Source organism: Burkholderia sp. SCN-KJ (assembly GCF_024656005.1).
Lineage (GTDB): Bacteria > Pseudomonadota > Gammaproteobacteria > Burkholderiales > Burkholderiaceae > Burkholderia.
This window is the reverse complement of sequence record NZ_JANKOG010000007.1, coordinates 17,310-32,030: the sequence shown is the minus strand read 5'-3', so window position 1 is coordinate 32,030 and position 14,721 is coordinate 17,310. Positions and strand designations below refer to the sequence as shown.

Sequence of the window (14,721 nt, the reverse complement as noted above, 5' to 3'; positions counted from 1 at the left end):
CCACGAGCGCCGGCTCTTTTCATTGAAGACCCTGAGAGAACGATACCCATGACCTTGCCCATCGGCGCGCCGCGCGAATGGAACGGACAATTCGAGGAAGCCCTGTTTCTGGACGTCGCACGACGCCATCGCCCCGGCTTCCCTGACAAACTGGCGACGCCGCCGCGCGAGCCGCACGGCGCGGACGAGCTCGCCGCCGTCGCCGACTACTACACGAAGATGGCGTCGCACGACCTGTTCATCGTGCAGGTCGTCGCGAAGGCGATCGACACGCTGTTTCGCGATGACCCGCATTTCCAGTTGATCCTGTCGCGCCAGCTCGGCGACGACGGCGCGCACGCGGTGATCGGGCGCGAGCGCGTGACCGAACTGACGGGCCGCGATCCGCTGCCGGAGGTCGAGCGGCTCGTCGCCGCGCACTGGGAACGCATCGGCGACATCGCGGTGCGCGACGTCGCGGGCTTTCTCGCGTTCGAATGGCATTACGAGCTGCACATCCTCGCGAAGCTGTGGATCCAGCGCAAGACCGGCCGCATCGCCGACGGCGCGATGCGCGAGCACGGCGAGAACCGGATCCGCCCGGACGAGGAGTGGCATCGCGTGCAGATCGTCCAGTGGTGGTTCGACACGTTGAACGCGCTGCCGCCCGCCGAGCGCGACGCGCTGGTCGACCGCGTGATCGCGGCCGACGAGGAAACCCAGGCGCGGCTCGACGGTTATCTGCATGACGAATACGCGCACACCGCGCACGTGTTCGGTGCGGATATCGCCGAATACCGCGCGATCTACGACGACTGGCGGCGCGAGATCCTGTCGCGGCTGACCGGCCGCCGGCTCGGCGCGCTGGTGCCGTTGTCGGGCGAAATCGTTGCGCACGAAACCGTTGCACAGGAAGCCGTCGCATGAACGATCCCCGCGGCCCGGCGACGCTGGCGCCGGAAACCGACGCACGCGCGCTCGACGCCGATGCGCTGGCGCGTGCGATCGACGCGCTGCGTGCGACGGCTGCCGAGCGCGACCGCGCGGGCGGTCACGCGGCCGACGAGAAGCAGCGGCTCGCCGACGCGGGCCTGCTGACGCTCGCGGTGCCGCGCGAATTCGGCGGACAGGAAGCCGAGTGGCCGGCGATCTACGACACGATCCGGCGGATCGCGCGCGTCGACAGCGCGCTCGCGCATCTGGTCGGGTTCCAGATCCTGCAGGTGGTGAGCGTCGACGTGTGGGGCAGCGCGGCGCAGCGCGAACGCTATCTGCGCGGCACGGTCGAGCATCGCTGGTGGTGGGGCAATGCGGTCAACCCGCTCGACACGCGGCTCGCGGCGACCGCGACGCCGGACGGCGGCTACCGGCTCGACGGCGTGAAGGGCTTCTGTTCGGGCACGCGCGGCTCGCAGCGGATGACCGTGTCCGCGCACGATCCGGAAACGGGCCGCGCCGTGTTCGGCGTGGTGCCGACCGATCGTGACGGGATCACGGTCAACGAGGACTGGGATCCGATCGGCCAGCGCCAGACCGACAGCGGCAGCGTGCGCTTCGACGGCGTGACGCTCGCGCCGGACGAGGTGCTGCACCGCTCCGAGACGCCGCCGACGCCGCGCGCGACGCTGCGCACGCTGGTGTCGCAACTCGTGCTGACGAACCTGTTCGTCGGGCTCGCGGAAGGCGCGCTGGCCGAGGCGCGCGACTACGTGCTGAAGCACGGCCGGCCGTGGATCAACGCGGGTGTCGCGCAGGCGAGCGACGATCCCTATACGCTGCAGCGCTTCGGCGACATGCGCGTGCAGGCGGTCGCGGCGGCGGCGCTCGCCGACCGCGCGGCCGTCGCGTTGCAGCGCGCATGGTCGCGGCGCGAAGCGCTGAGCGCCGACGAACGGGCCGACGTGGCGCTCGCCGTGTCGGACGCGAAGATCGTCGCGCAGCGCGCGGCGCTCGAGAACGGCGAGGCGCTGTTCGACACGTGCGGCGCACGTGCGACGGCCGCGTCGCTCGGCCTCGACCGCTTCTGGCGCAACGCGCGTACGCATACGCTGCACGATCCGCTCGACTATCGGCTGCGCGACGTCGGCCGGTTCGCGCTGACGGGGGAATTGCCGCAGGCGTCGCTTTATACGTAGCGTCGGCAAACCGTCCGGCGACGCCATGCCGCTCGGTGTGGCTTGCCGGCGATAGCCGACGCCCGCGCCCGCGTCCGTGCGGGACTTCGGCATTTCTGCGCGAACCGTGCAATCACCATTCCGCTGCGCTCGCACCCGGCCGCCAGCCGGTGATGGCGCAGCGCATTCAGTCGGTACGACCCGGGAAGATCGCGTAAACCTTTCCCGAAGGCGCCTGTACGACCGACGCACCATCGGCGATCGGTCCCGTGTTCTTGTCGACCGCGTGCTGGCGCCCGACTGTCCTGAAGCGCCACGCACCGGGGTAGTCTTCGCGCAGCCCGCGCACCCCGAACGTGACTTCGGTGCCGGCCGGATAGGTGAGGTTACCGACGCTCGCCGCACGCGCCAGCGTCGCGTAGTCGAACGCGAGAACGGTGCGTTCCCGATCGAGTCGCAGTTCGGGGTGACGCAGCGGTAGCGATGACAATTCGAACACGTCGTCTTCCGCGACCCTGATCTCCCAATAGTCGTTGTCGCGCATGCCGTCCCCATAGGTGGTGGTGCTTCTCATGACTCGCGACCCGGCGGGTACGGCACCGCCGGCCACGCGATTGCCGTCGGCCAGATGGCATGACCAGAGTGTCCTGGTCCGCGCATCGTTGCGCAGCACGATCTCCAGCGGTGCTTTCGAACCACAGGTCCATCCATCGATCGTCTGGGGCCCGGCGGTGGTGAGCGTCAGTGCGGTGAGGGTGGCGAGGTCCCGGCCGTTGCGCGGCGCTTCATCGTCGAATTCCGTCCCGACCGTCAGCGCGACGGCCGCAATGCCGTAGACATCGACCGCGTGCGGAAACTCGACTTTCTCGATCGAGTTCATGTCGCCGGCAGTCGAGAGCGACAGCCGCGTGCCGGGCGGCATGTCGATGCCCAGCAGACGCTCGCTCTTCACGAGCGCGGGATGCTTCGCGGCCTCTTCCTTTCTGATGTTCGCCTCGGCCTGCAGCCCGATCGCCACCATCGCGACGACGAAGCTGCTCGTCACGCACAGGGCGGCGAAGATGGCGGTGGAGCGTCGCCGATATGCACGAAACGATCGCCGTACAGGCGGAAACAGCACCAGCGCAACGATCCAGAGCACGACTGAGACGGCCGCCAGAAACGAAATGCCGAGAACGATGAAGAAGGTGCCGGAGAAAAGCGGAGCGGGAATCATGAGACAGGCGAACGACCGAGCGGAATCATTGTTGGAATGGCCGCGGTAGACCGGGGCGTGCCGGCATCGTCAAGTGAAGGGTGCCGCCGCCGGCGTGGCCCGGGTGGCGAACGACATTTCAGGATCTTGTACGAACGGACGTCATTGTAGTGTTCTGGCGCCTGATCCGATGACAGCGGTGCGCACGCCGTTGTCTTTCCGCCTGCCTAGATCGGCAGACGCACCGTCTGCTTGATGCGCTTCAGCGGAATCTCGGTTTCGACGTTGCGTACGCCTTCGATCTGCGTGAGCGTCTCCATCTGAAAGCGCTGATAGTCGTCGAGATCCTTCGCGATGACGCGCAGCAGATAGTCGTAGCTGCCGGCCATCAGATGGCATTCGAGCACTTCCGGCGCCTGCTCCATCTCGCGCGCGAAGCGCTCGACGGTCGTCTTGTCCTGGCGTTCCAGCGTGACGCGCACGAAGGCCGTGAACCGCAGCTCGACGGCCGCCGGGTTCAGCAGGGCGACGTACGCGTCGATCACGCCCTGTTCCTCCAGCAGGTGAACGCGGCGCAGGCAGGGCGTGGGCGAGAGGCCGGCCTGCTGCGCGAGTTCGGCGTTCGTCTGGTTCGAGTTCCGTTGCAGCGCGCGCAGAATGCGCCGGTCGATGGCATCCAGCTTGATTGGCATTTTTGACTACCGATGAAGTCGATTTTGGAGAATAACGCCAAATCATGCCTTGAAAGTAGCCGACTTCGCAGCCATTCTCCACGGCAAGTTGCCGATAATCCGATGACTGCCCGGCTGATCGGACGCGTGCGATTCCCGCCCGTCCCGCCCGGCGCCGCTTTCAGGAGTTCCGATGCCGCACGTAGCCTGGTTGCCGTTCATGGCCACTTCCCTTCTGATCATTCTGACGCCGGGCCAGGACATGGTGCTCGTGATGTCGCGCACGCTATCCGGCGGCACGCGGGCGGGCCTCGTGACCGCGGCGGGCGTCAGCGTCGGGCTGCTCGTGCATACGATGCTCGCGACGCTCGGGCTGGGTGCGCTTCTTCAGGCGTCCGAATGGCTGTTCACTGCATTGAAGATGATCGGCGCGCTGTATCTGCTGTACCTCGGCATCACGCTGCTGCGGTCGTCGGGCGAGCTGACGCTCGCGAGCGGTCGCGACGCGCCGGCGTCCGGGTTGCGCACGTTCGCGCAAGGCGCGCTGTCCAACGTGTCGAATCCGAAGGTCGCGCTGTTCTATCTCGCATTCCTGCCGCAGTTCGTCCCGGCGGGCGCCGCGCATCCGATGCTGTCGCTGTTCGTGCTCGGCGCGACGTTTGCCGGCCTGACGTTTCTCGTCAAGGGGCCGGTCGCGCTGTTCGCCGGCCTGCTGTCGACGTCGATCCGGCGCAATCCGCGCATCCTGACCCGCATGCACCGGGTGAGCGGCGCGGTCCTGCTCGGGCTGGGCGTGAAGCTGGCGTTCGAGCGCCGCTGACGATACTCACTGCGCCGGCAACGCGTCCGCCAGCGCGCGCATCGCGTCCGCCGTCTCCGGATTCGCCGGGAAAAACGCCTCGATCGCGAGCTCCGACAGCGTGACGTCGACCGGCGTGCCGAACACCGTCGTCGTGCTGAAGAACGTCAGTTCGCCGGCTGCCGTGCGCAGCCGCAGCGGCACCGCGATGTCCGCGTAGTCGGCGCGTGCCTGCGTGTCGGCGGGCTGGCCGGCCGGTGCCGGATAGGTCGCGAGTTCGTCGCGCAGCGCATGCAGCGTGCGGTCGCCGCTCGCGTCGATCTGCCGTTGCAGCCGGTGCAGGATATGCGCGCGCCATTCGTGCCAGTTGACGATCTGCGGCGCGAGGCCGTCCGGATGCAGGCTCAGCCGCAGCACGTTGACGGGCGGCCGCAGGAGCGCCGGATCGGCCTGCGCGACCAGCGCACCGAGCATCCGGTTCGCGGCGAGCAGCGTCCAGTGGCGATCCACGGCGAGTGCCGGGTAGGGCTCGTGGCCGCGCAGCACGGCTTCGACCGCCTGGCGCGCCGCATCGAGCTGCGGATCGGAGAACGGCCGCTCGCGAAACAGCGGCGCATAGCCGGCCGCGACGAGCAGCGCATTGCGCTCGCGCAGCGGCACGTCGAGGCGCTCGGCGAGATGCAGCACCATCTCCCGGCTCGGCTGCGCACGCCCCGATTCGACGAAGCTCAGGTGCCGCGCGGACACCTCGGCCTCCAGCGCGAGCGCCATCTGGCTCAGGCGGCGGCGTTGACGCCAGGTGCGCAGCAGCGAGCCGATGCCGGACGCGCGGCCGGCGGACGGGGGCAGGGATTGGAGGGTGGCGGTCGAGTTCATGACGAAGATGATAGGCATTCGCGCGCGTGCCGGGCATTACCTGCGAGGTAAGCATTCCGGATCGGTGTGCCGGTGATCGACGGTATCGCGCGGTCCGCACCGTCGAGCGTCGTGACGACGAACAGCCGCGCCAGGATCCAGCAGTGCACGGCGGTGCGGCGCGCGCTGCCGGCGAGTTTGATCGGAAGATCTCTAGAGGTGCGCCGATTGCGTGCTTAATATATGTCGTCGTATGACATGGGCCAAAACTTACCTGCAACGAGGGCGTGCGGACACCTCGGGCTTTCCCTTCGGACGGCCGCGGGAGAGGCAAGAATTTCCTGCTTGTGCCGAATGGGTAAGGGGTTGTGGCCTGCGGTCGAGTAACTGTGGAGCGACGGGAATATGGCCATGTCGTCAGCAGACATCATATCTGTTGGGCTACAATGAGCGAACCATTCCCGAACCACGGAGCACACCCATGCAACTGACTGGAGAGATGCTGATCGGCGCCGACGCGGTGGCCGGCTCGGCCGGTACCCTGCGCGCGTTCGACCCGACGAAGGGCGCGCCGATCGATGCGCCGGCCTTCGGCGTCGCGACGCAGGCCGATGTCGAGCGCGCGTGCGAACTCGCGCGCGACGCCTTCGCCGCGTATCGCACGCAGCCGCTCGCGGCCCGCGCGGCGTTTCTCGAGGCGATCGCCGACGAAATCGTCGCGCTCGGCGACGCGCTGATTGAACGCGCGCACGCCGAAACGGGCCTGCCCGTCGCGCGGCTGCAGGGCGAGCGCGGCCGCACCGTCGGCCAGCTCCGGCTGTTCGCGCGCGTCGTGCGCGACGGGCGCTTCCTCGCCGCGTCGATCGACCCCGCGCAGCCCGCGCGCACGCCGCTGCCGCGCTCGGACCTGCGGTTGCAGAAGGTCGGGCTCGGGCCCGTCGCCGTGTTCGGCGCGAGCAACTTCCCGCTCGCGTTCTCGGTGGCCGGCGGCGATACCGCGTCGGCACTCGCGGCCGGCTGCCCGGTGATCGTGAAGGCCCATGAGGCGCACCTCGGCACGTCCGAGCTGGTCGGCCGCGCGATCCGCGCGGCGGTCGCGAAATGCGGGATGCCGGCCGGTGTGTTTTCGCTGCTGATCGGCCCCGGCCGCGTGATCGGCGCGGCGCTCGTCAGCCATCCGGCGATCCAGGCCGTCGGCTTCACCGGGTCGCGGCAGGGCGGCATGGCGCTCGTGCAGCTCGCGAACGCGCGCCCGCAACCGATTCCCGTCTATGCGGAAATGAGCAGCATCAACCCGGTCGTGCTGTTTCCGGCCGCGCTGGCCGCGCGCGGCGATGCGATCGCGACCGGCTTCGTCGATTCGCTGACGCTCGGCACCGGCCAGTTCTGTACGAACCCGGGTCTCGTGCTGGCGGTCGACGGCCCCGATCTCGATCGCTTCGAGTCCGTCGCCGCGCAGGCGCTCGCGAAGAAGCCGGCCGGCGTGATGCTGACGCGCGGCATCGCCGACGCGTATCGCAACGGCCGTGGCAAACTGGCCGAACTGCCGGGCGTGCGCGAAATCGGCGCGGGCGAGGCGGCGCAGACCGAATGCCAGGCAGGCGGCGCGCTGTACGAAGTCGCCGCGCAGGCGTTCCTGGCCGAGCCGGCGTTCGGCCACGAGGTGTTCGGGCCGGCGTCGCTGATCGTGCGCTGCCGCGATCTCGACGAAGTCGCGCGCGTGCTCGACGCGCTGGAGGGCCAGCTGACGGCCACGCTGCAGATGGACGCCGACGACAAGCCGCTCGCGCGCCGCCTGCTGCCGATCCTCGAACGCAAGGCCGGGCGCCTGCTCGTCAACGGCTACCCGACCGGCGTCGAGGTGTGCGATGCGATGGTGCACGGCGGGCCGTTCCCGGCGACGTCGAACCCGGCCGTCACGTCGGTCGGCGCGACCGCGATCGACCGTTTCCTGCGGCCCGTGTGCTATCAGGACTTCCCGGACGACCTGCTGCCCGAAGGGCTGCAGGAACGCAATCCGCTCGACATTCCGCGGCTGCGGGACGGGAAGGCGGAGTGAAGGCGCAGGACGACTGAAGGCCGCGTCCCGGGAGGGACGCGTTCCGGCAAGGTTGAAACAAGGCGGCGCACGGTGCCCACGGGTACCCCGCCGCCTTTTTGATGGAGGGCCGGTTTTGCTCGATTAGAGAGTGGGGGGCATCGAATGATGCTTCTCATGATGCGCCGCCTTGACGAGATGGATGGCGGCTTCCACGCCGCCGGAATTTCTCCTACATTAGCGAGGCCTCGGACCCGCCGGTCCGCAGGCGAGCCTGAGAGACCGACAAAAACCAACAAGGAGCCCTCCGATGAATATCAGCAAGCGTGGCGACCACCTGTTCGCGGCCGGATTGTGGAAAGCGATCGGCGACGTCGCGAAATCGGTGCGCACCCAGATCGGCGAGACCAGCGAAGGGCGCGTACTCGCCAATGCGCTGTTCGAATTGCAGCGCGACCTGGGCGGCAGTGAATTCGACGTGACGATCAATCAGGGGCGGCCCGTCACCGGCTCCGATCCGCATTCGCTCAGGTTCGGCCAGGCCGTCAAGCGGTTCCGGCTGGACATGGAGGCGCTGGTGTTTGCGCTGAAGCATCGCCGCAGCATCGACGAACGCGATCCGGGCCTGCGCACCGAGGCGCTGATGCAGGCCAACAGCCAGCTCGCGACCGCGAAACAGTATGCGACGCTCACGCTCGGCCGGTTTTTCGATGCGGTCGTGGATCCCGACGTGCTGGATCAGATTCTCGCCGACGATCCGAACACGCGCTTCCGGCGGTCGGCGGCCGGCACCGATATCGCCGCGACCCGTCTCAGGCTCGGCAGCCTGCGCTACCGGATCGTCGGAACCATCGCAAAGATGTAATGAAAACGGCCGGCCCGCGAAGCACGGGGCGGCCGTCGAAAGGGGGCGCCGGGCGGAACCGCCGGTCCCGCGCGGGCCGGCACGCACTGGATCGCGTGCCGTTGGTCGGCCCGCCGCTTACTGCGCCCCCATCTTCTTGATCAGCGCGTCCAGTTCGGCCATTTCGGCGTCGGTGAGGTCGACGAGCGGCGCGCGCACCGGGCCGGCGTCGTGGCCGACGAGCTTCGCGCCCGCCTTCACGATGCTGACCGCGTAGCCCGCGCGACGGTTGCGGATCTTCAGGTACGGCAGGAAGAACTCGTCGAGCAGGCGGCCGACCGTTGCGTGGTCGTCCTTCGCGATCGCTTCGTAGAATGCCATCGCCGTCTTCGGGATGAAGTTGAACACGGCCGACGAGTACACCGGCACGCCGAGCGCCTTGTACGCGGCCGCGTAGACTTCGGCCGTCGGCAGGCCGCCGAGGTACGCGAAGCGGTCGCCGAGGCGGCGGCGGATCGTGACCATGCTCTCGATTTCGCCGACGCCGTCCTTGAAGCCGATCAGGTTCGGGCAACGATCGGCGAGGCGCTCGAGCATGTCGGCATTCAGCTTCGAATTCGCGCGGTTGTACACCACGACGCCGATCTTCAGCGCGCGGCACACCTGCTCGACGTGCTCGGCGATGCCTTCCTGGCTGGCTTCGGTCAGGTAGTGCGGCATCAGCAGCACGCCGCTCGCGCCGAGGCGCTCGGCTTCCTGCGCGTATTCGATCGCGACGCGCGTCGCGCCGCCGGCGCCGGCCAGGATCGGCACCTTGCCCTTGCAGGTTTCCGTCGCGACGCGGATCACGTCCGAATACTCGCGCTGCGTGAGCGAGAAGAATTCACCGGTGCCGCCGGCCGCGAACAGCGCGGTCGCGCCATACGGCGCCAGCCATTCCAGACGCTCGGCATAGGTGGCCGGGCGGAAGTTGCCGTCCGCGTCGAAATCCGTCAGCGGAAACGACAGCAGGCCGTGGGAAATGATCTGTTTGAGTTCTTGCGGTGAAGTCATGGTTGGGTCGTCCGTCCAGCGCGAGTGCTGATGGGTTCGTCGGGTACGGCATCCGGGCCATATTGGCGATGTCGTTGTATGTCATCGTACAACGCGGAAAAGCGCGGCGCAAGCGGTTTGCCGGCCGGCGAGAGATAGGGTCTTTCCGGATAAGGGTTTACGCAGCATCGCGGCTCGGTGCCGAATGTCATATGATGACTAACGATTTGACCGGTAGCCCCCAGGAATTCCGATGACTGCTTCCCCGCTTTATATCCGCGTGCATCCGGACGACAACGTCGCGATCGTCGTCAACGACGGCGGCCTGCCCGAGGGCGCGACGTTCGCCGACGGCCTGACGCTGCGCGAAGGCGTGCCGCAAGGGCACAAGGTCGCGCTGGTCGACCTCGCGGCGGGCGACCCGATCGTCCGCTACAACGTCGTGATCGGCTACGCGCTCGCGGAGCTGCGCCGCGGCAGCTGGGTCAACGAGCGCACGATGCGCATGCCCGAGCCGCCGGGGCTCGACGACCTGCCGCTCGCCACGCGGGCCGCGCCGCCGCTGGCGCCGCTCGAAGGCTATACGTTCGAGGGCTTCCGCAATGCCGACGGCTCGGTCGGCACGCGCAACATCCTCGCGATCACGACGACCGTGCAGTGCGTGTCGGGCGTCGTCGAGCATGCGGTGAAGCGGATCAAGGACGAACTGCTGCCGCGTTACCCGAACGTCGACGACGTGGTCGGGCTCGAGCACACGTACGGCTGCGGCGTCGCGATCGACGCGCCCGATGCCGACATCCCGATCCGCACGCTGCGCAACATCAGCCTGAATCCGAACTTCGGCGGCGAGGTGATGACGGTGAGCCTCGGCTGCGAGAAGCTGCAGCCCGAGCGCCTGCTGCCGCCGGGCTCGATTCCGGTGGCGGCCGACGGCGCGCCGGACAACGGCGGCGTCGTGTGCCTGCAGGACGCCGCGCACGTCGGCTTCAACTCGATGATCGACTCGATCATGAAGATGGCCGAATCGCATCTCGAGCGGCTGAACCGCCGCCGTCGCGAAACCTGCCCGGCGTCGGATCTCGTCGTCGGCGTGCAGTGCGGCGGCAGCGACGCGTTCTCGGGGCTCACCGCGAACCCGGCGGTCGGTTTCGCGGCCGACCTGCTCGTGCGGGCGGGCGCCACGATCATGTTCTCGGAGGTGACCGAAGTGCGCGACGGCGTCGCGCAGCTCACGTCGCGCGCGGCGAACGAGGACGTCGCCCGCGAGATCATCCGCGAGATGGACTGGTACGACCGCTACCTGCAGCGCGGCCGCGTCGACCGCAGCGCGAACACGACGCCCGGCAACAAGAAGGGCGGCCTGTCGAACATCGTCGAGAAGGCGATGGGCTCGATCGTGAAGTCGGGCAGCGCGCCGATCGCGGGCGTCGTGCGTCCCGGCGACCGGGCGCGGCAGAAGGGGCTGCTGTACGCGGCGACGCCCGCGAGCGATTTCATCTGCGGCACGCTGCAGCTCGCGGCGGGGATGAACCTGCACGTTTTCACGACGGGGCGCGGCACGCCGTACGGCCTCGCGCAGGTGCCGGTGATCAAGGTCGCGACGCGCAGCGATCTCGCGCGCCGCTGGCACGACCTGATGGATCTCGACGCGGGGCAGATCGCGACCGGCGCGGCATCGATCGAGGACGTGGGCTGGGAACTGTTCCGGCTGATGCTCGACGTCGCGAGCGGCAAGCGCCGCACGTGGGCCGAGCAATGGAAGCTCGCGAATGCGCTGACGCTGTTCAATCCGGCGCCGGTGACCTGACGCGCGCCGCGACGGCGGCAGACGATGCGATGCGGGCGCCTTCGGGCGCCCGTTTTTGATGGCGGCGGCGGGTTCGCGGTTCGGCGCATGCGTGTTTTCCGCGGCCGGCACGAATTCCTTACCTCGCACGTAATCGACCGTCCACGCGAGGCCGGCGACGATGGCGGCACGCGAACACGAAACGTTTGCGACATCGTCCCCCCATCGACACAAGGAGCCTCGCCATGAACACCGCCCAATCCGCCCGGTCGGCTCACGCCGACCTGATCGACCGCTATTTCGATGCCTGGAACGAGCCCGACGTCGCACGCCGGCGCGCGCTGATCGATGCGACCTACGCGAGCGATGCGGCCTATCGCGATCCGCTGATGGCCGGCGACGGCCATGCGGGCATCGACACGATGATCGCCGCGGTGCAGGAGCGTTTCCCCGCGTATCGCTTTCGCCGCACGACCGACGTCGACGGGTTCGGCGAGCACCTGCGCTTCTCGTGGGCGCTCGTGTCGCCCGACGGCGCGGCGGTCGTGAAGGGTTCGGACTTCGGCACCGTCGATGCGTCGGGCCGCCTGAAGTCGGTCACGGGTTTCATCGACGAAATGCCGGCCGCGGCGTCGTGATGCGAGCGACGCATGCCCGGTGCCGGCCGGGATCGGGTAACGTTATGCAATTCGTTCCCGATCCCGGAGCCTTTCCCACATGTTGAAGAATCTCGATCCGCTGTTGCACGCCGACATCCTGCACGCGCTGCGCGCGATGGGCCACGGCGATGAAGTGGTGATCTGCGATGCGAATTTTCCGGCGGAATCCGTCGCCGGGCACACGGTGGTCGGCCGCGCGCTGCGCATCGACGGCGCCGACTCGGCGCGCGTCGCGCGCGCGGTGCTGTCGGTGCTGCCGCTCGACACGTTCGTCGAAACGCCCGCGTGGCGCATGGAGGTGGTCGGCGATCCGGCCGCGGTGCCGCCCGTGCAGCGCGAAGTGCAGGCCGAGATCGATCGCGCGGAAGGGCGCGCGGTGCCGCTCACGGGCGTCGACCGTTTCGCGTTCTACGAGCGCGCGCAGCAGGCGTATGCGGTGATCGTCACCGGCGAGACGCGCGGCTACGGCTGTTTCATCTTCAAGAAAGGCGTGCTGTTGAGCGACGCCGGTTAGGGCCTGTTCCGTTATTTGTCCGCCAAGGCCGAACGCCGTGTTTCGCGGTGCCGCCGCGCCTGCACGACCGCCGCAGTGTAAAGATTTGCTACAACCTTTTTCTTGGACACTGCGGAAAGACCCTCTATGCTGGCCCATTTGCCGCCGGCCCGGCAGGGCTGCGCGACCCCGAACCGCACGGGCACGCCCCGTGCGGACGGCCGAATTGCATACGAGGAGAGAGGCATGACGCGTTCCGTCGATTCCGGCGTCATTTTTTTCGCGCGCCTGGCGCTGGCGGCGTTGTTCTTGTGGGGCGGCGTGATGAAGCTGCTCGGCTACAGCGATTTCATCGGCTATCTGCACGGGCTGAACGTGCCCTATCCGCAGGTGATGGGGCCGGTCGTCGTCACGATCGAAGCGCTCGGCGGCCTGCTGCTGATCGTTGGCTACAAGGTGAAGCCGCTCGCGTTGCTGATGGCGTTCTATACGATCGCGACCGCGATGGTCGGACACAATTTCTGGGACGCGACGGACGCCGCGGTCCAGCACGACATGGTGATCCACTTCTGGAAGAACGTCGCGATCGCCGGCGGTTTCCTGCTGCTCTTCGTGACCGGCGCCGGCGGCGCAAGCATCGACGCGTTGCGCCGGCCGAGTTCGTCGTACGGCGCGCTGCGCTGAATTGAACCCCGGTTGAACGGCGCGACGCGCGCACGTCGCCGCGTTGAAGCCAAACAAAAGGGCCGAATCCCGCACGCCGCGGGATTCGGCCCTTTGTTCATCCGGCCGGCGCGTGCGCGCCGACGTTCAGCGCGTGTCCTTCAGGTCCTTCGCATCCTTCGAGAACTGCACGGCGATCGCGCCGAGCACGCAGATCGCCGCGACGTACACGACCGGCGCGAGCGGATTCGACTTCATCATCAGCGACACGATCACCGGCGTGAGGCCGCCGAAGATCGCATACGCGACGTTGTACGAGAACGAGATGCCCGAGAAGCGCACGACGGGCGGGAAGCTCTTGACCATCACGAACGGCACCGCGCCGATCGTGCCGACCATGAAGCCGGCGATCCCGTAGTACAGCGGCAGCGTCGACGCGTCGGCCGCGACCTGCGCGAACAGCAGGTAATAGCACGCGGCCAGCACGAGGCCGCCAATGCCGAGCACGCGCTTCGCGCCGATCCAGCCCGCGAGCGAGCCGGCGGTGATGCAGCCGGCGGTAAGACACAGCGTCGCGACGCTGTTCGCGAACAGCGTGGTCGCGGGCGTCAGGTGAAACTGCTTCTGCAGCAGCGCGGGCGTCATCAGGATCACGACGACGATCGCCGCCGACAGCATCCACGTGAGCAGCATCGACACGATCACCGCGCGGCCGTGGTCGCGCAGCACGGCCTTCAGTGGAATCTCGGCCGCGAGCGCCTTCTTCGCCTTCATCTCGGCGAACACCGGCGTCTCGTGCAGCCAGCGGCGCAGGTACACGGAGAACAGGCCGAACACGCCGCCGAGCAGGAACGGAATGCGCCACGCGAACGCGGTGACTTCGGCGCCCGAGTAACGGCTGTTGATGCCCGCGGCGACCAGCGAGCCGAGCAGGATGCCGGCCGTGAGGCCCGCGGTCAGCGTGCCGCACGCATAGCCGATGTGGCGCGACGGCACGTGTTCCGACACGAACACCCATGCGCCCGGCACTTCGCCGCCGACCGCCGCGCCCTGCAGCACGCGGAACAGCAGCAGCAACACCGGCGCGAGGATGCCGATCGAGTCGTAGGTCGGCAGCAGGCCCATCAGCAGCGTCGGCACCGACATCATCAGCACGCTCAGCGTAAACATCCGCTTGCGGCCGAACAGGTCGCCGAAGTGCGCCATGATCACGCCGCCGAGCGGGCGCGCGAGATAGCCGGCCGCGAAGATGCCGAACGTCTGCAACTGGCGCAGCCAGTCGGGAATGTCGTGCGGGAAGAACAGCTGCCCGATCGCGGGTGCGAAGAACACGAAGATGATGAAGTCGTAGAACTCGAGGGCGCCGCCGAGTGCGGCAAGGCCAAGGGTCTTGTAGTCGCTGCGCGTGAGCGCGCGTTCGGCGGCGCGAGGCACGCCGCTCAATTCGGAAGCTTGCATGGTCAGGACGATCGGTTTTCGAATGTAGTTGTCGGTGCTGCGTCTCCAGAACCCGCTATCGGCATGGACTGGCAAGGCGCGGCCTGCGTCGTCGAGCGTGCGTCGAGTGCCGGATGGGGCATGTGACACGCAGCG

The 14,721-nt window shown here is 68.1% G+C and carries 14 protein-coding genes and 1 pseudogene; 9 read left to right on the top strand and 6 right to left on the bottom strand.

Annotated elements, in window-relative coordinates:
* The first annotated feature begins 48 nt into the window (after positions 1 to 48).
* Both NQV17_RS13375 and NQV17_RS13370 read left to right on the top strand, forming a co-directional pair.
* A complete protein-coding gene (locus NQV17_RS13375) occupies positions 49 to 906 on the top strand; it encodes a hypothetical protein (protein WP_124530210.1) in 858 nt (285 codons plus the stop codon).
* A complete protein-coding gene (locus NQV17_RS13370; RefSeq protein WP_257772654.1) occupies positions 903 to 2,114 on the top strand; it encodes an acyl-CoA dehydrogenase family protein in 1,212 nt (403 codons plus the stop codon). Before NQV17_RS13375 ends, NQV17_RS13370 begins: the two co-directional genes overlap by 4 nt.
* 166 nt (positions 2,115 to 2,280) lie before the next feature.
* Here NQV17_RS13370 and NQV17_RS13365 read toward each other — a convergent pair whose 3' ends face one another.
* Both NQV17_RS13365 and NQV17_RS13360 read right to left on the bottom strand, forming a co-directional pair.
* Positions 2,281 to 3,309: a hypothetical protein gene (locus NQV17_RS13365; protein ID WP_257772653.1), complete on the bottom strand. Its 1,029-nt coding sequence runs from the start codon at positions 3,307 to 3,309 to the stop codon at positions 2,281 to 2,283.
* Positions 3,310 to 3,515: 206 nt separating this feature from the next.
* A complete protein-coding gene (locus tag NQV17_RS13360) occupies positions 3,516 to 3,980 on the bottom strand; it encodes an Lrp/AsnC family transcriptional regulator (RefSeq protein WP_044845745.1) in 465 nt (154 codons plus the stop codon).
* A gap of 172 nt (positions 3,981 to 4,152) precedes the next feature.
* On the opposite strand from NQV17_RS13360, the gene NQV17_RS13355 reads away from it, so the two are divergent.
* Positions 4,153 to 4,779: a LysE family translocator gene (locus NQV17_RS13355; RefSeq protein ID WP_257772652.1), complete on the top strand. Its 627-nt coding sequence runs from the start codon at positions 4,153 to 4,155 to the stop codon at positions 4,777 to 4,779.
* A gap of 6 nt (positions 4,780 to 4,785) precedes the next feature.
* Here the strand turns inward: NQV17_RS13355 and NQV17_RS13350 are convergent, their stop codons facing one another.
* On the bottom strand, positions 4,786 to 5,634 hold the full coding sequence (locus tag NQV17_RS13350; RefSeq protein WP_257772837.1) for a helix-turn-helix domain-containing protein: 849 nt from the start codon (positions 5,632 to 5,634) through the stop codon (positions 4,786 to 4,788).
* Positions 5,635 to 5,681: 47 nt separating this feature from the next.
* Positions 5,682 to 5,893, bottom strand: a pseudogene (locus tag NQV17_RS38065) (MFS transporter); the annotation flags it as partial.
* Between the two features lie 201 nt (positions 5,894 to 6,094).
* Here NQV17_RS38065 and NQV17_RS13345 point away from each other — a divergent pair.
* Positions 6,095 to 7,672 (top strand): aldehyde dehydrogenase (NADP(+)), encoded by a 1,578-nt coding sequence (locus NQV17_RS13345; RefSeq protein WP_257772651.1) that lies wholly within the window; start codon positions 6,095 to 6,097, stop codon positions 7,670 to 7,672.
* Positions 7,673 to 7,961: 289 nt separating this feature from the next.
* Positions 7,962 to 8,516 carry a hypothetical protein gene (locus tag NQV17_RS13340; RefSeq protein ID WP_257772650.1) on the top strand — a complete coding sequence of 185 codons (555 nt, stop codon included), beginning with the start codon at positions 7,962 to 7,964 and terminating at the stop codon, positions 8,514 to 8,516.
* A 117-nt stretch (positions 8,517 to 8,633) separates the two neighbouring features.
* Here NQV17_RS13340 and kdgD read toward each other — a convergent pair whose 3' ends face one another.
* Positions 8,634 to 9,548: a 5-dehydro-4-deoxyglucarate dehydratase gene (kdgD, locus tag NQV17_RS13335; RefSeq protein WP_257772649.1), complete on the bottom strand. Its 915-nt coding sequence runs from the start codon at positions 9,546 to 9,548 to the stop codon at positions 8,634 to 8,636.
* 232 nt (positions 9,549 to 9,780) lie between these two features.
* Between kdgD and garD the strand changes: the two genes are divergently transcribed.
* From garD to NQV17_RS13315, 4 genes are all read left to right on the top strand, one after another.
* Positions 9,781 to 11,334: a galactarate dehydratase gene (gene garD, locus NQV17_RS13330; RefSeq protein ID WP_044845739.1), complete on the top strand. Its 1,554-nt coding sequence runs from the start codon at positions 9,781 to 9,783 to the stop codon at positions 11,332 to 11,334.
* A gap of 224 nt (positions 11,335 to 11,558) precedes the next feature.
* Positions 11,559 to 11,951, top strand: coding sequence for a nuclear transport factor 2 family protein (locus tag NQV17_RS13325; protein ID WP_257772648.1), 393 nt, complete (start codon positions 11,559 to 11,561; stop codon positions 11,949 to 11,951).
* Between the two features lie 79 nt (positions 11,952 to 12,030).
* A complete protein-coding gene (locus NQV17_RS13320) occupies positions 12,031 to 12,486 on the top strand; it encodes an RbsD/FucU family protein (RefSeq protein ID WP_257772647.1) in 456 nt (151 codons plus the stop codon).
* Between the two features lie 225 nt (positions 12,487 to 12,711).
* On the top strand, positions 12,712 to 13,149 hold the full coding sequence (locus tag NQV17_RS13315) for a DoxX family protein (protein WP_124497162.1): 438 nt from the start codon (positions 12,712 to 12,714) through the stop codon (positions 13,147 to 13,149).
* A gap of 126 nt (positions 13,150 to 13,275) precedes the next feature.
* On the opposite strand, the gene NQV17_RS13310 is transcribed toward NQV17_RS13315, so the two are convergent.
* Entirely contained in the window at positions 13,276 to 14,586 is a 1,311-nt protein-coding gene (locus NQV17_RS13310) for an MFS transporter (RefSeq protein WP_257772646.1), read from the bottom strand.
* Positions 14,587 to 14,721: the final 135 nt, after the last annotated feature.

What these genes read in the sequence shown, in the direction of transcription:
- NQV17_RS13375 (WP_124530210.1), top strand. Translation starts at nt 49, where the DNA reads ATGACCTTGCCCATCGGCGCGCCGCGCGAATGGAACGGACAATTCGAG.
- NQV17_RS13370 (WP_257772654.1), top strand. Translation starts at nt 903, where the DNA reads ATGAACGATCCCCGCGGCCCGGCGACGCTGGCGCCGGAAACCGACGCA.
- NQV17_RS13365 (WP_257772653.1), bottom strand. Translation starts at nt 3,309, where the DNA reads ATGATTCCCGCTCCGCTTTTCTCCGGCACCTTCTTCATCGTTCTCGGC.
- NQV17_RS13360 (WP_044845745.1), bottom strand. Translation starts at nt 3,980, where the DNA reads ATGCCAATCAAGCTGGATGCCATCGACCGGCGCATTCTGCGCGCGCTG.
- NQV17_RS13355 (WP_257772652.1), top strand. Translation starts at nt 4,153, where the DNA reads ATGCCGCACGTAGCCTGGTTGCCGTTCATGGCCACTTCCCTTCTGATC.
- NQV17_RS13350 (WP_257772837.1), bottom strand. Translation starts at nt 5,634, where the DNA reads ATGAACTCGACCGCCACCCTCCAATCCCTGCCCCCGTCCGCCGGCCGC.
- NQV17_RS13345 (WP_257772651.1), top strand. Translation starts at nt 6,095, where the DNA reads ATGCAACTGACTGGAGAGATGCTGATCGGCGCCGACGCGGTGGCCGGC.
- NQV17_RS13340 (WP_257772650.1), top strand. Translation starts at nt 7,962, where the DNA reads ATGAATATCAGCAAGCGTGGCGACCACCTGTTCGCGGCCGGATTGTGG.
- kdgD (WP_257772649.1), bottom strand. Translation starts at nt 9,548, where the DNA reads ATGACTTCACCGCAAGAACTCAAACAGATCATTTCCCACGGCCTGCTG.
- garD (WP_044845739.1), top strand. Translation starts at nt 9,781, where the DNA reads ATGACTGCTTCCCCGCTTTATATCCGCGTGCATCCGGACGACAACGTC.
- NQV17_RS13325 (WP_257772648.1), top strand. Translation starts at nt 11,559, where the DNA reads ATGAACACCGCCCAATCCGCCCGGTCGGCTCACGCCGACCTGATCGAC.
- NQV17_RS13320 (WP_257772647.1), top strand. Translation starts at nt 12,031, where the DNA reads ATGTTGAAGAATCTCGATCCGCTGTTGCACGCCGACATCCTGCACGCG.
- NQV17_RS13315 (WP_124497162.1), top strand. Translation starts at nt 12,712, where the DNA reads ATGACGCGTTCCGTCGATTCCGGCGTCATTTTTTTCGCGCGCCTGGCG.
- NQV17_RS13310 (WP_257772646.1), bottom strand. Translation starts at nt 14,586, where the DNA reads ATGCAAGCTTCCGAATTGAGCGGCGTGCCTCGCGCCGCCGAACGCGCG.